This window comes from Thiothrix caldifontis, assembly GCF_900107695.1.
GTDB classification, from domain to species: Bacteria; Pseudomonadota; Gammaproteobacteria; order Thiotrichales; family Thiotrichaceae; genus Thiothrix; species Thiothrix caldifontis.
The window spans coordinates 110586-124556 of record NZ_FNQP01000008.1 but is presented as its reverse complement, the minus strand read 5'-3'; the positions used below and the strand labels follow the sequence as shown (position 1 = coordinate 124556).

Sequence of the window (13971 nt, the reverse complement as noted above, 5' to 3'; positions counted from 1 at the left end):
TCATGAAAGTGAGTACCATACCCCACGCCCCGCGCCATATTGCTTGATTTGCCCAGCCTGTACGAGCTTCTGCAAATGCGCCTTGACCGTGTTTCGGTTTGCCCCGGTAGCAGTCACAATTTCATTAACGGTTACACGACCTGTATTTTTCGTCAGTTCGAGAATAGCGAGTGACAAGGCAGGCAATGCCGCCAATACTATTTTTTCATGAGCCACTTTCTTTTCTAAGGCGATGACTTGAGAAAGTAGCGAACGCAGAAAAAACACTATCCACGGTTGCCAGTTGGGTGAATCGGTTCTAATAGTGCCTTGCGTTTGTCTAAGGGCTACATAGTAAGCCTGTTTGTTTTGCTCTATGACTGCTTCGAGCGAGCTATACGGCACATAAGCATAACCCGCTTTGAGGAGTAGCAAGGTTGTCAGGACACGGGAAAGCCTACCATTTCCATCTTTGAAAGGATGTATTTCGAGAAAAACCACCACAAAAACCGCGATGGCAAGCAATGGGTGTATGTTCCTTTCCTGTTGTTCCCGGTTGTACCAGTCCACCAGCTCTTGCATAAAACGGGGGGTATCAAATGGGGTGGCTGTTTCAAATACTATCGCCACTTGCTCCCCTTTTTCATTGAAAGCCCCAACGTGGTTAAAGGTGGTCTTGTAGTTGCCCCGGTGATTATCGTCTTTGTTGCTGTACTGGAGCAAATCACGGTGAATTTGTTTGATATGATTTTCTGTTAGGCTGATGTGTTGCCACGCTGAAAAGACTAACTCCATGACTTGAGCATAACCCGCCACCTCCTGTTCATCACGCGTATCAAACCGCTTGATTTCCAGACGAGCAAGCAGCGTTTGAATGTCTTGATTTGAAAGTTTGCTCCCCTCAATACGGGTAGACGAGCCAATACTTTCAATAGTGGCAACCCGACGCAGGGAAAAAAGCCGATCAGGGGCGAGTGTGCCGAATGACAGCCAAGCCCCCTTGAACTCGTCGATTTTGGCGATGAGATCAAGGATAGTAGTATCTATGGTGAGGGTATGAATATTGGGCATATCCATTTATATAGCCATTTATATCCATTTCGCAAGTTTTTCTCTTCAGTAGATAGCAACTCAACGCATGTTCATCCCCCTCCTGATCAAAAACGTGATACCGTGCAACAGCACTAAATTCCTAAAATCCATCCATCACCCCCACCATTGGTAATGCCAGCACTGCAACGGCAACAGCCCCCGCCGTGCTGAGGCACAACGCCAACGGGGATGCCGCACGCCGCCAGTAGAACCATTGCAATACGGCTGCACCCACGACTTCCAGCATCGCAATCCCTCCCGCTGGCATCAGCATAGCCCAAGCGCCCGTCGGGGTTGCGTTGGCTTGCCACACTGATAGGCTGGAACTCCCCACCAGAAAAGCCGCCAGCAGCAGAGAAACCAGCAAAATCAACCACAAAACCCAGAAACCTGCGTGGCATAACGGTGTGTAGTGGTGTTGGTGTGAATTCATGGTTTTTCCATTGGTATCGAATTATGCAGCGCAGGCTAACCAGAAACGCGATGCGCGGCAAGCCACAGGATGGCAAGGCTAACGGGCTGCTACCGTGGGTAGCAGATAACGCAACTTCATTTTTCTGCTGAACTTTTGTTTAGGCGCTAACGTCGAAGCCCTGCAATAAACAACACAAAGGAAACACAATGAACACCACCCACCCACTTACCTTGCAAACATGGCTCAAGCTGGGGCTTGCCTGTGCGGGGTTTGCTGCCATTGCCTCTTCATTCTGGATGCTTCTTCAGGTTTTCAGCGGTGCTTTTATCGGAGAAACTACCCTCAGTGAAGCCTTGGGAGAAGACCGCACCGTTTTTTTTATGGGAGCGATCCAGACATGGATAGCCCCTGCATTGCTGTCCTTGATGGGTGTTTACTTGCTGATCCGCACCAATTTGCTGGCACATTTGCCCACCTACAGACGGATAATCACGCTTGGGCTGGCACTTGCAGCATTACAAAGCCTGCTGGGCGGGGGCTGGGTATGGTTGCTGGCATCATTGTTTGAAGAAAATGGTCTGGCAACAGCAGGCTTAGGACTGGGGATCACGGTTTTGTCCATACTGCCAACGGCAATCGCCATCATGCTGAGTGGCTGGTATGCCAGCAGGGTAGTAGGTACGCCATGAAAAAAACCTTACCCATCCTTTTTCTTGGCGCATCATTGCTCGCAGGCTGTATTTCCTCATCTCCTGCCACGATGCCGCTTCCCACCACTTCTCAACTACTTACGCTCAACCATAAAGTAGCGGGTGATATTGCGTACTTTCTCAAAAACCCGCCTAAAACCAGCCAAGAACTGAAAGCTAATCTTAATGTCGGCTATTATCAGGAACTCAACACCCGACTCCAAACCGCCAACCCGGAAGCAGATGCGCGTGCTGCCATTGCCCGTGGTGAGCGTTACCTGTTGGGAATACTGAACGACAGTGCCAACAACGGCAAACTTGCCGCAGCTTATCGCCCTTGGCAATTCTCCCCCCATGTGGCTGTTATACCTTACATGGGGCGAGCATTTCGTGACGCGATAGAAAATCAGCCACCTTTCGAGCCAATTCTTCCCCAATTACTGATGGACAAATGGGCTAACCGTGATTGCCCCATCAAACTGCTGGAAGGGGCAAACGCTATGGATGGTCGCTATCAAGTGCCGGGGACAAATATTGTGAAGTTTCACCTGTTGGAAGAATTGCCGGGGCGTTTCGTCCCGTTGAATACGGGGGAGGACATTATGAGCGGGGATGTGAAAGACGGAGTGGACATAGCGGGAATCCTAATAACCTATATTCACACTACAACATTTGACTATGGCAGCCGCTGGAATGAAGCCATGTTATCCGTATGCCATAAGGGAACTGCACCATGAAAAAACACATTATCGGCATTGCCACACTGATTGGCTTCATCATCGGCTTGGGGGCAAGTTTCGCACTCATGTTTGGTGGTTGGGCTTCCGCAGGGCTTTACAACCTTTCTTTAGGGTTTGTCGTCGATGCACTGCCCTTACCAGGCGAATCGGGATGGGTTGTTGCCCCTCTTTTCTTTGTGGCGGTATATACGCTGTATGGTGCGGCGTTTGGCTTCCTGATCAAGAAATTTGGGCGAAGTTCATGAAAAATATTCCCCCTTTATTGTTTGCTTGCAGCTTGTTTCTGCTGGCACAGGGCGCAATCGCTGATGGGCTACCGTTGACCAAAGGGCATTATGCGGACGGCGAAGTGCTGACCCTTACGCTGGATGAAGGGCAAAAGGGTTTCATTGAAAACCTCAGAAATTGCCATTTGGAAGGTGAATGGGAAACGCTCAACGAATTCCACCTAACCGCCGAACAAGAACAACGGCTGAAGCAGAAAGCGGGCTTCAGCCCCGCCGCCTTCCAGTTATACGAAACGTATCGGGGTGACAAGGATGTTGCCGATTATTCCTATGCCTACTGGAACAGCGTGCTACGTGTTTCGGAAGATGAAATAGAAATCCCACTCAAGTTGCTCACCTCTGACACGCAGGCGCAGGCAGACCACGACAAGCGCGGTTGGAAAAAACCACCTCCCTGTCTGGGGCGGTTTTGGCGAGCAATGGATGATGAGTCCGCCGAAGTGGTGACGGATTGCCTGTACTCGACGACCGATGATGTGGGGGAATTTGGCAGCAAGGGCAGTTGCGGCACGCTGGATAAAACCGGGCTATTGCACTTCAACCAACCCGCACTCGATAAGGTGGATTGGCGCAATTTTTATGGCATGGACTGCATCCGCGTCACCACCAACAAAAAAGCCAGCAGCGGCTGGTATTTCCTGACGCAAGAAGGGCTAGGGCGCAAAACCGTTGCGGCTGACAATGGCTGCTTGCCGTTCCAGAAAGGCTTGGCGGTGGGCTGGGTAAATGGCAAAGTCGCCTACTACGACCGCATGATGAAGATTGTCCACCAAACGGATTACGTCTGGTCAGATGACTTCCGCACCGGCTACGCGCAGGTTTGCAAACGCAAGGGGGACAGGCGTGATTACCTTGACTGCGGTTATATCGACACCAACATGAAGGTAGTGGTAGAGACAAAATACCCGGCTGCGGAAACCCCAACACCCAAAGGAAACAATTAATGAAAAAATCCATTTCCCGCCATTTGCTGTTACTGGCACTTGTTGCTGCCACCCAGACAGGTTGTGCACAAATTGTCATGGGTATCTATTGTTCGGGAAAGGAGGGCAATATGTTATGCCCCTCTCCAGACCGGGCGAAAATACTGGGTGAAACGTATTCAGGTGAAGAACTAATCAGGAGGATATTCCGACCCAACAAGAACGATGCAGGCGAAGAGTGGTCATTTGACCCACAGTTTTTTGCCCAGCAAGCGTTGGTATACCAGCTACAAAAAAAACCTGCTGACCCTGCCTATACAAAATTGCGCCAGATTGCCTTGGATGCCCACTATCAATCGGATGTAGGAGTAGTCGGTAACATTCTTGCACAAACAGGCACTTGCGCCGCCATGAATATTGCCGTGGAAATGGTTGCCTCCTCATGGAAAGGCACTCCTACCGCACCACCGCTGCCTGTTCAAGCCCAAGCCCCATCTGGTTATGACTACCCTCCAGACCCACCTCCCACCAGAAAAACCATCCGAGAAACGGGATACTGGGTATTAAATAGTATCAGTTCATCTTCAGATAAAGCCTGTCTGCAAAAGGTGCGCAGCCAGCTTCCACCACCACCGTCCGGCTGGGAAGCCATCCCATGAAACAAGGGCGGCAATCACACAAGATAAAGGGGGGGCTGGCTTATGCTTAAAAAAGCCCTTTTCACCCTGCTAAGCCTCGCACTCATTGGCGCTGGATTGGCACTGTTTTTCCCCGACAAGACTGCAACTGTGATGGATTACCTCAAACTCAAAACCAGCGGCAAATATTCCGTGGCACAACGGCTGGAGCAATTCGGCACGGCTGCGACCAACCGCCTTGCCCCGCATTTCCAGCAAGCAGGCGTGGCATTCCCACCCACCGCGATCACCTTACTGGCATTCAAAGACAGCAAGCGGCTGGAACTCTACGCCCGTGACCCGCAAGGCGCGTGGCAACAGGTACAAACCTACCCCATCCAAGCCGCCAGCGGGGTATTGGGACCGAAGTTGCGCGAAGGCGACCGCCAAGTGCCGGAAGGCATTTACGCCATCGAATCGCTTAACCCCAACAGCCTGTTCCATGTATCGTTACGGCTCAATTACCCCAACGCTGTTGACCGCGAATGGGGGCTGGCTGACGGGCGTGAAAAGCTGGGGTCGGACATTATGATCCACGGCAAAGCCAAATCCATCGGCTGTCTGGCAATGGGCGATGTGGTAGCGGAAGAATTGTTTGCGCTAGTGGCGTGGGTAGGCAAGGAAAACGTGCGCGTGATGATTGCCCCGACCGATTTCCGGTTAGCAGCATCAGCAAACGTACCAACCGCGAACTTGCCCTCGTGGACAGAGGGTCTTTACCAAAACCTGCGTACAGAACTCGCCCAATACCCGTTGGGAAAATGAACCGATGGGACATGACACCTAAGCGATGGTGCGCTCGATATGCGTTTCAAATTCCCAGCAGATGAACAACAAACCTTCTCCAAATTGTGCGAATACTGGCGGCAACATGCAGTAGGAATCTCCTTCCTTTAGGGAGGGGAGGATGTCAAAGCGTGAAATAACAGCAGGAAAAACCCCTCTCGAAGCGAGGAGAGGGGCTGCGAGCTAAGAGCTTACTTGTTTTCGCGGCAGTCGATCAGGTTATCCACCACGCTTGGGTCAGCCAATGTGGACGTATCGCCCAGACCATCAACTTCATTCGCAGCAATCTTACGCAGAATCCGGCGCATGATTTTACCGGAACGGGTCTTCGGTAAGCCCGGAGCCCACTGAATCAGGTTAACCTTCGCGATTGGGCCGATTTCTTTACGTACCAAATCGCCCAGTTCTTTCTTCAGCGCATCCGTACCCTCTTCGCCCGCCATCAAGGTGACGTAAGCGTAGATGCCTTGACCGGTCAGCTCGTGCGGGTAGCCAACAACGGCTGCTTCGGCGACTTTCGGGTGCAGTACCAACGCAGATTCGATTTCCGCCGTACCGAGACGATGCCCGGAAACGTTCAATACGTCATCCACGCGCCCGGTGATCCAGTAATAACCGTCTTCGTCACGACGTGCGCCGTCGCCAGTGAAATAGTAACCCGGATACATCGCGAAATAGGTTTCATAGAAACGCTTATGATCGCCGTAAATGGTGCGCATCATCGAAGGCCAAGGGGCTTTGATACACAGCAAACCTTCTACGCCATTGCCTTCGATTTCCACGCCTTTGTCATCCAGCAGGCACGGTTGTACACCGAAGAATGGGGTAGTCGCAGAACCCGGTTTCAACGCGGTTGCACCCGGCAATGGGGTCAGCATGTGTGCGCCGGTTTCAGTCTGCCACCAGGTATCCACGATCGGGCAACGACCACGACCGACGACACGGTTGTACCAATGCCATGCTTCGGGGTTGATGGGTTCGCCGACCGTACCCAGCAAGCGCAACTTGTCGAGTTTGGCGCGGTTAACCAGCTCTTCGCCTTGCCCCATCAACATACGGATAGCCGTTGGCGCGGTGTAGAAAATGGAAACGTCGTGCTTGTCGCACACATCCCAGAAACGCCCCGCATCCGGGTAAGTGGGGATACCTTCAAACATCAGCGTGGTCGCGCCGTTGGTCAGCGGGCCGTACACAATGTAAGAGTGACCTGTTACCCAGCCTACGTCAGCCGTACACCAGTAAATTTCGCCGTCTTTGTAGTCAAACACGGTTTTGTGGGTCATTGCTGCTTGCAGCAGGTAGCCGCCAGTGGTGTGCAATGCGCCTTTAGGCTTGCCGGTAGAACCAGACGTGTAAAGGATGAAGAGTGGATCATCAGCGTCCATGTCTTCCGGTGGGCAATCCGCATCAGCAGCAGCAACCGCTTCGTGATACCAAACGTCACGGGTGTCGTTCCATTTAACCGGATCGCCACCGCGTTGTACCACGATGCAAGTGTGAACGGTTGGGCATTGATCCATCGCTTTGTCAGCATTGCCTTTCAATGGCACTTTCTTGCCGCCACGCATGGATTGGTCAGAGGTAATGACCACGCCGCATTCCGCATCTTGGATACGGTCACGCAGCGCATCCGGTGAGAAACCACCGAATACGATGGAGTGCATTGCGCCGATACGCGCACACGCCAGCATTGCTACGGCTGCTTCTGGGATCATTGGCAGGTAAATGGATACGCGGTCGCCTTTTTTCACGCCACGGCCTTTCAGCACGTTCGCAAATTTAGATACTTCGGTATGCAGTTCGCGGTAAGTGATTTTGCGGTCTTCGTTCGGGCTATCGCCTTCCCAAATGATCGCCACTTGGTCGCCACGGGTGTCGAGGTGACGGTCAAGGCAGTTATAAGAAACGTTGAGTTTGCCGCCGGTGAACCAGTTGATATGCAGGTCATTCGCACCAAAGCTCCAGTCGAGAACCGTGTCCCACTTCTTTGACCAGCTTAAATATTTTTCGGCTTGTTCGCCCCAGAACGCTGACGGATCGTCAACCGATTGCTGGTACATCGTGGCGTATTGTTCGGCATTGATGTTTGCTTGGGCAGCAAATTCGGCGGGTACTGGGAAGATTTTCATTTCTGTCATGCTGGAAGACTCCTCATCTCTAGTCGGGTAATTCTGCTGCGGTGTTAAATCCAGTGGCTGATGCCACCTTATTATTGGGTCATATCTTTATACAATCTGGGGCAAGTGTCCAGCCGAATGGTAGAAAAAGCCTATAATTGTCAACAATTCAGGTTTTTTCCAAACCATCGCGTATCAATGGCTGCATCGCAGTTAACAAGCTCTTGAACAGGTTAGTATTTTGCTGCTCCTCACCTGCCAGCAATTCTTTCATGTGTTGACGTTGGGTTGGCATATCGAAACACATGGGGCAATTTTCCACAATCACCGGCAAGGCAGCGGCTTTGGCGAAATCGGCGGTTTGGCGTTCGCGTGCCATCACCAGTGGACGGATGACGCGCAAGTCTCCCGCATCAATGCGGTAATGCGCTTTCATGGTTTTGAGTTTGCCGCCGTGAAACGCTGACATGAGAAAACTTTCTGCCAAATCGTCCAAATGTTGCGCCAGTGCCAAGACGTTATAGCCGTGTTCGCGGGCGGTACGGTACATCAAACCGCGCTTCATACGCGAACAAAACGCACAATAGGAACTGTTATCCATGTGGGTTTCCGCCAACTTCACAATCGGTTCGCGCACGTAATGGTAGGGAATGCCCAGGCTTTCCATGTACGGAATTAGCGGTGACGGGTCAAACGTGTCGGCTTGTGGGTCAATCGTGACCGCCGCAAATTCAAATTTGATCGGCGCGTGGCGCTGAAAATGGTTGAGCAAGTGCAGCAAAGCCAGCGAGTCTTTGCCGCCGGATAGCCCCAACAAAATGCGGTCGCCTTCACGGATAAGCTGGTATTCGCCGATGGCTTTGCCGACTTTGCTCAGCAGGGATTTGGGTGGTTTGACAAATTCATTCATGTCAGAAACATAAACGATTGCAAGAAAATATGCTACCGCATTGAGGTATCGTTCTAACGACGACCACGGCCTTTGGCTTTGGGTTTATCGTCGCTTACTTTAAGCGGGTTATCGAGGAAGGTTTTGCCATTCAAACCGCCCATGACTGCACGGGCTTCGTGGCCTTCCATGTCGATCAGGGCGAAGCCTTTGCATTTGCCACTGAAAATATCGCGGGGCATTTCCAGTTTACGAATCGTGCCGAAGGGTTCGATGAGGGCGCGAAGTTCTTTTTCAGTTGCTTGAGGCGCGATATTGCCGATGAAGAGTGTTTTCATGGTGAGATCCCCGAATGGTAGGGTGAATGAGTAGGCTGGGCAATGCTAGTACCCAATAGGAAACGGGCTGGCTGCTGTTACCCGCGAGAGGTGGAGGCAAGCCAGCCCGGATGCTGAATAAGCGCTAGGCTGAAAGCTTATTGGGGAACGACGTTGCTGGCTTGTGGGCCTTTGTTGCCTTTTTCTACGTTAAAGCTAACGGGTTGGCCTTCTGCCAAGGTTTTGAAGCCTGAGCTTTGGATAGCGCTGACGTGAACAAATACGTCCGGGCCGCCATCGTCTTGAGAAATAAAGCCGAAACCTTTGGTGTCGTTAAACCATTTTACTTTGCCTGTAGCCATGATAAATTTCCTTTAAAAACAGGTGTGAGTGAGTTTGTGCTAACAGGTAACGGGGAAGGTGTTCGTGAAGTAACCGGAGGGAACTGTTAAAACTGCCAGGGTGATCTCTGTAGCTTCTGCCAGAGTAGGCTAATCCCTAGCTGAATACCACTATTATTTTAAATTCCTGCTAGACTGGTTTTCTGGAATTAATGCAGTTAGAGAGGCTTTCATGCAACAAGAAACGATACGCTATGTGTTGGTTTGGTCGGGTTGGGTACGCCTAACCCATGGTCTGATTGCTGCCGGAGTGCTGTTTTTATTGGCGAGTGCGTGGGTATTGCAACAGGGTGTGGTGGATCCTGACTTCTGGCGCGATTGGCACATGATTGTGGGGCAATTGGTGCTGATTACGGTGGTAGGGCGGGTGATTTTGATGTTTTTATTACCCGGTACTGCAAATTGGCGTGCGTTTTTGCCGGATAAGGCGCAATGGGTGGGCATGAAGCAAATGGTGCTGTTTTACCTGAGCTTTGCGCGGTTTCCTCTGCCGAATTGGTATGGGCATAACCCGTTTTGGCGCGTGATCTACCCGCTGTTTTGGTTGGTGTTGCTGGTGTGCGCAGTCACGGGTTTATTTTATAACGCGCCGTATCAATTCTTGGGAATGTCGATGTTTGGGCTGCACGGCGGTTTGGCGAGCCTGATTCTGGGTTTTACGGTGGCGCATGTGGTGGCGGTGGTATTGCATGACCTGAAAGGCAAGGGGGCAAGCATTTCCGGCATTATCAGTGGCTACCGTTATTTCCATGTGGATACACCCGCTGCGGGCGTGAAGCCGCAACCTGCCACAGGCAAAGCTTCGATCACACATGTGTCGATTGCGAGCATTCAAAAGCCGCCTAAGCCTTGAGTTCCAGCCGTTTGAGCCGCGCTTCTAGGCGATCGGCATCCATCCGCAGCGTATCGACTTCATCCAGATACCTGCGGATTTCGGCTTCGGCGGGCAATAAGCGTGCTTCTTCCTGCAAATATTCTTGGGTATTCAGGCGCATGGCGTGCGCAGAATCGTCCAGCCAGCCTTTACTATCACGTGCCAATTGACCCATTTGGTGTGCAAGCACATCGCCGACTGCGCGTGACAGCAATTCTTCCCAATCCACGTCGATTTCGCGCAAGATGGCGCTGAAACGGTTGCCCAAGCCCATATCACCGTCGATTTTAATGCCGTTGGCTAACATGGCTTTGCCGGTATCTTCAGCAGCAGATAAGCGTATCAATGCCAGTGCGGAGCCGTGAATGGTGACGTCGGGTTCGGCTTCATACGCCGTGGTGACACGCACGGTGTCAGCCGTGGGAAGAAAATACAGTTTGAGATCAGGGTTGCTGATGTGTAAGCAGATCAGCTTGCCTTGCAAGCTTTGCAACTGTGCCAAGGCGTTACCGTGGCTGGCTTTATCCAATTGCAACCAAGCATTGAAGGCGGTTTCGAGTGTGGCAGTCAGGGCGGTAAATAGCATGGCGTATTCCTCTCAATGATAAATTAGCATAACGTATCTGCGTGGTTATTTGCATCCAAACCGCGTGTTGATGCGTAATAACATCAATTAAGGAGGGATCAGCATGTTAATCAAACGCCCATTCGATCTGACCGACAACGATGTGACCGACTACGCGCTTTACCAGCGGCGGCGGGATTTTCTAAAAACACTAGGAGGAATCGCATTAATCGGGGCAAGTGGCTTCCCCTTGAGCGCTACGGCGAAATCAGCGTTTTCGACCGATGAAGAACAAACGCCTTTCGACGACATTACCACTTACAACAATTTTTACGAATTTGGCACGGATAAAAGCGACCCTGCCCGTTACGCCAGCATGATGAAAACCTCACCCTGGAGCGTTACCGTCGGTGGCGAATGTGCCAAACCGGGTAAACTTGCCTTAGAAGACATTCTCAAACCTCATAGCAAGGAAGAGCGCATCTACCGCCTGCGCTGCGTGGAAGGTTGGTCGATGGTGATTCCTTGGCTTGGCTTCCCGCTGGCGGATTTGCTGAAACGTTTTGAGCCAACCTCCAAAGCCAAATACGTGAGTTTTGAAACTTTGGTTGACCCAAAACAAATGCCGGGGCAGGCACGCAATGTGCTCGATTGGCCTTACGCAGAAGGTTTGCGCATGGATGAGGCAATGCACCCCTTGAGTTTCATGGCAACGGGTTTGTATGGCAAGGATTTACTGAATCAAAACGGCGCACCATTGCGCTTGGTTGTGCCCTGGAAATACGGTTTCAAGAGCATTAAATCCATCGTCAAAATCAGTTTTGTGGAAGAACAACCGGATACCAGTTGGGGGCGTTCGGCTCCCGGTGAGTACGGCTTCTATTCCAATGTGAACCCTGAAGTCGACCACCCGCGCTGGAGTCAGCGTCGAGAACGCCGTATCGGTGAATTTCGCAAGCGTGAAACGCTGATGTTCAACGGCTATGCTGAACAAGTGGCGAGTTTGTACAGCGGCATGGATTTACGGAAGAACTATTGATGTGTGCGCAATTTCCGGTTCAGATTCGTGAGCCGTATTTCACCAAAATCTTCAAGCCGGTTGTGTTTGCATTGGCATTGCTGCCACTGGCGTTGTTGGGCTTGGGCGTGTGGCAAGACACGCTGGGGGCGAATCCGATTGAAACGATTACGCGCAGTTTGGGGGAGTGGACGTTGCGTTTTTTGTTGCTAACGTTATTGCTCTCGACACTGCGGCGGGCAACAGGCTGGGTTCAAGGGATACGCTTGCGGCGTATGCTTGGTCTGTTTGCCTTTTTTTACGGGGTGTTACATTTACTGAGTTACTTGTGGCTTGACCAGTTTTTTGATTGGGCGGAAATCTGGTATGACATTGTGGAACGCCCTTTCATTACGGTGGGGATGCTGGCGTTTGTGTTGATGACGCCCTTGGCGCTAACGTCGTTCAAAGCCGCGATCCGCAAGCTAGGGCGACACTGGCAACGGCTGCATACACTGATTTACCCCTTGACGGTATTAGGGGTATTGCACTTTTGGTGGTTAGCAGACAGCAAAGCACGCACGGAAGTACCGCTGATTTACGCAGTATTGTTGGCTGTGTTGTTGGGTGAGCGGCTGTGGCGCTGGTTTGTTCCGCGCTTTAATAAGATACCAGTAACTCGTTAATTTCGTTCACTTCCTGACGAATCCGGCGCATGACCGGCAATAAGCCTAAAAATACCTCGAACAGTTTAGCATCTAGGTGTGAGTCGGTCATGCTGCCCATGAGTTCCAGCGCTTCGGCTTCACTGAGCGCTTTTTTGTAAACACGCTCGTGTACCAAGGCATCGTAAATATCAACGATGGCGGTGATACGCGCCGAAACGGGGATTTCTTCACCAATCAGCCCGCGAGGGTAGCCGGAACCGTCCCATTTTTCGTGGTGGCACAGCGCAATGTCAGCAGCCATGTCGAGCACCGGGATGTGGGAGTCTTGCAGCATTTTTGCGCCAATTTCGGTATGGCGTTTCATAATGGCGAATTCGGTGCTGGTGAGTTTGCCTTTTTTCAGCAGGATACGGTCGGGAATACCGATTTTGCCAATGTCATGCATGGGGGCGGCAATGCGAATATCGTCAATCTGTTGGGTGTCCCAACCCAAAGCTTTGCCCATCGCGGCGGCGTATAAGCCAATGCGTTTGACGTGTGCACCGGTTTCTTCGTCGCGATAACTGGTGAGGCTGACCAGCTTGATGGCAATTTCTTCTTCGCGCTGTTTGATTTTGAGGGTGCGTTTTTGGACTTCGTTTTCGAGTTTTTCTTGGGTGAGCAAGCCTTCGCGCAGTTGTTGCAGGTGGCTGACTTCTTTGCGGTATTTTTCACCTAGATTGTTGAGCAGTAATACCGCTTGCCCATCTACCCACAAGGCATTGGCTTCAATGGCGATTTCATTGCCGAGTTCGTCGATTTCGACCCAAACGCCGGAAGATAGCGGGGTGGCGTTCCGCGCTTGCCAATGTTGTTCAGCATCGTCGATGAAACAGGTGAGATAGGGGAAGGCGTCAGTGAGTATTGCTTCCATTGAGACAGATTGACCCAAGAAAAATACTAGCCAGTCGGGTGTGTGGGAGAGTAGCTGGAAAGCACCGTTAGTACGTTGGCAGAATACCGCAATGTTTAGTGAAGCGCAGATATTGGCGAGCAGTTTATCCATGTTGGCCTCCTAATTTTTCGACCAGTTTCAGGAACATGGTTTCAACGCCGATGTTTTGTTTGGCGCTGGTTTCGACGATAGGGTGTCCCATTTGTTGCAGGTGTTGGTGTTGCGGGGTTTCGAGTTGCCAAGTGGGTTTTAAATCGGCTTTGTTGAGGGAAAACACGGCTGGCAATTCACCTACGGTGGTTTTTACCATTTCATGAATGGATAACGCGGTTTCATACGAATGCGGGCGGGTGGGATCAATGACGATAATGTAGCCAGACATTCCGCGTAAATAAGCGGTGCGGATACTGGTGAAATCGTCTTCCCCAGCAATGTCCCAAATCATCAGGGAATGCGTCTTGCCGTTGAATTCAAGCTGCTTTTTATCGATTTTGACGCCGACGGTGGTAAGGTATTTTTCAGTAAATAGGCTGTCAACGTAGCGGCGAATCAGGCTGGTTTTGCCAACCGAGAAGGAGCCTAACAGGCATATTTTTTGCTGAATCATGGGTTCCCTCTCTG

At 51.4% G+C, this 13971-nt stretch carries 18 protein-coding genes; 9 read left to right on the top strand and 9 right to left on the bottom strand.

Annotated elements, in window-relative coordinates; genetic code table 11:
- Together BLV87_RS08465 and BLV87_RS08460 are read right to left on the bottom strand one after the other, a co-directional pair.
- Window positions 1–1056 (bottom strand): Fic family protein, encoded by a 1056-nt coding sequence (locus BLV87_RS08465; protein ID WP_093067425.1) that lies wholly within the window; start codon window positions 1054–1056, stop codon window positions 1–3.
- Between the two features lie 115 nt (window positions 1057–1171).
- A complete protein-coding gene (locus BLV87_RS08460) occupies window positions 1172–1504 on the bottom strand; it encodes a hypothetical protein (RefSeq protein WP_093067422.1) in 333 nt (110 codons plus the stop codon).
- Between the two features lie 188 nt (window positions 1505–1692).
- Between BLV87_RS08460 and BLV87_RS08455 the strand changes: the two genes are divergently transcribed.
- The 6 genes from BLV87_RS08455 to BLV87_RS08430 are packed head-to-tail and all read left to right on the top strand — an operon-like array spanning window position 1693 to window position 5567.
- Complete coding sequence (locus BLV87_RS08455) at window positions 1693–2175, top strand: hypothetical protein (RefSeq protein WP_093067419.1); 483 nt, start codon at window positions 1693–1695, stop codon at window positions 2173–2175.
- Window positions 2172–2912, top strand: a complete 741-nt coding sequence (locus tag BLV87_RS08450; RefSeq protein WP_093067417.1) for a hypothetical protein — start codon at window positions 2172–2174, stop codon at window positions 2910–2912. Before BLV87_RS08455 ends, BLV87_RS08450 begins: the two co-directional genes overlap by 4 nt.
- On the top strand, window positions 2909–3160 hold the full coding sequence (locus BLV87_RS08445) for a hypothetical protein (protein ID WP_093067415.1): 252 nt from the start codon (window positions 2909–2911) through the stop codon (window positions 3158–3160). Before BLV87_RS08450 ends, BLV87_RS08445 begins: the two co-directional genes overlap by 4 nt.
- Entirely contained in the window at window positions 3157–4146 is a 990-nt protein-coding gene (locus BLV87_RS08440; RefSeq protein WP_093067413.1) for a WG repeat-containing protein, read from the top strand. Before BLV87_RS08445 ends, BLV87_RS08440 begins: the two co-directional genes overlap by 4 nt.
- Entirely contained in the window at window positions 4146–4784 is a 639-nt protein-coding gene (locus BLV87_RS08435; protein WP_093067410.1) for a hypothetical protein, read from the top strand. The genes BLV87_RS08440 and BLV87_RS08435 overlap by 1 nt, the downstream gene beginning before the upstream one ends.
- Before the next feature lie 42 nt (window positions 4785–4826).
- Window positions 4827–5567, top strand: a complete 741-nt coding sequence (locus BLV87_RS08430; RefSeq protein ID WP_093067407.1) for a L,D-transpeptidase family protein — start codon at window positions 4827–4829, stop codon at window positions 5565–5567.
- 212 nt (window positions 5568–5779) lie between these two features.
- Here the strand turns inward: BLV87_RS08430 and acs are convergent, their stop codons facing one another.
- The 4 genes from acs to BLV87_RS08410 all read right to left on the bottom strand — a co-directional run bounded on the left by acs (window position 5780) and on the right by BLV87_RS08410 (window position 9273).
- On the bottom strand, window positions 5780–7726 hold the full coding sequence (gene acs, locus BLV87_RS08425; RefSeq protein ID WP_093067405.1) for an acetate--CoA ligase: 1947 nt from the start codon (window positions 7724–7726) through the stop codon (window positions 5780–5782).
- Between the two features lie 148 nt (window positions 7727–7874).
- Window positions 7875–8615 (bottom strand): PP-loop family protein, encoded by a 741-nt coding sequence (locus BLV87_RS08420; RefSeq protein ID WP_093067403.1) that lies wholly within the window; start codon window positions 8613–8615, stop codon window positions 7875–7877.
- 53 nt (window positions 8616–8668) lie between these two features.
- Entirely contained in the window at window positions 8669–8932 is a 264-nt protein-coding gene (locus BLV87_RS08415) for an RNA recognition motif domain-containing protein (protein WP_093067400.1), read from the bottom strand.
- 137 nt (window positions 8933–9069) lie between these two features.
- Window positions 9070–9273 carry a cold-shock protein gene (locus BLV87_RS08410; RefSeq protein WP_093067397.1) on the bottom strand — a complete coding sequence of 68 codons (204 nt, stop codon included), beginning with the start codon at window positions 9271–9273 and terminating at the stop codon, window positions 9070–9072.
- A 211-nt stretch (window positions 9274–9484) separates the two neighbouring features.
- Here BLV87_RS08410 and BLV87_RS08405 point away from each other — a divergent pair, with 211 nt between their 5' ends.
- Window positions 9485–10165, top strand: coding sequence for a cytochrome b/b6 domain-containing protein (locus BLV87_RS08405; protein ID WP_093067395.1), 681 nt, complete (start codon window positions 9485–9487; stop codon window positions 10163–10165).
- Here BLV87_RS08405 and BLV87_RS08400 read toward each other — a convergent pair.
- The gene (locus BLV87_RS08400; protein ID WP_093067392.1) at window positions 10155–10772 is read right to left on the bottom strand and encodes a ubiquinone biosynthesis accessory factor UbiJ; all 618 of its coding nucleotides are present in this window, start codon (window positions 10770–10772) and stop codon (window positions 10155–10157) included. The genes BLV87_RS08405 and BLV87_RS08400 overlap by 11 nt on opposite strands.
- A 103-nt stretch (window positions 10773–10875) precedes the next feature.
- On the opposite strand from BLV87_RS08400, the gene msrP reads away from it, so the two are divergent.
- Both msrP and BLV87_RS08390 read left to right on the top strand, forming a co-directional pair.
- Window positions 10876–11790: a protein-methionine-sulfoxide reductase catalytic subunit MsrP gene (gene msrP, locus BLV87_RS08395; protein ID WP_093067390.1), complete on the top strand. Its 915-nt coding sequence runs from the start codon at window positions 10876–10878 to the stop codon at window positions 11788–11790.
- A complete protein-coding gene (locus BLV87_RS08390) occupies window positions 11790–12434 on the top strand; it encodes a protein-methionine-sulfoxide reductase heme-binding subunit MsrQ (RefSeq protein ID WP_093067387.1) in 645 nt (214 codons plus the stop codon). Before msrP ends, BLV87_RS08390 begins: the two co-directional genes overlap by 1 nt.
- On the opposite strand, the gene BLV87_RS08385 is transcribed toward BLV87_RS08390, so the two are convergent.
- Window positions 12409–13461: an HD-GYP domain-containing protein gene (locus tag BLV87_RS08385; RefSeq protein ID WP_093067384.1), complete on the bottom strand. Its 1053-nt coding sequence runs from the start codon at window positions 13459–13461 to the stop codon at window positions 12409–12411. The two genes, BLV87_RS08390 and BLV87_RS08385, sit on opposite strands and share 26 nt — an antisense overlap.
- Window positions 13454–13957 carry a Rab family GTPase gene (locus BLV87_RS08380; protein WP_093067381.1) on the bottom strand — a complete coding sequence of 168 codons (504 nt, stop codon included), beginning with the start codon at window positions 13955–13957 and terminating at the stop codon, window positions 13454–13456. Before BLV87_RS08380 ends, BLV87_RS08385 begins: the two co-directional genes overlap by 8 nt.
- Window positions 13958–13971: the final 14 nt, after the last annotated feature.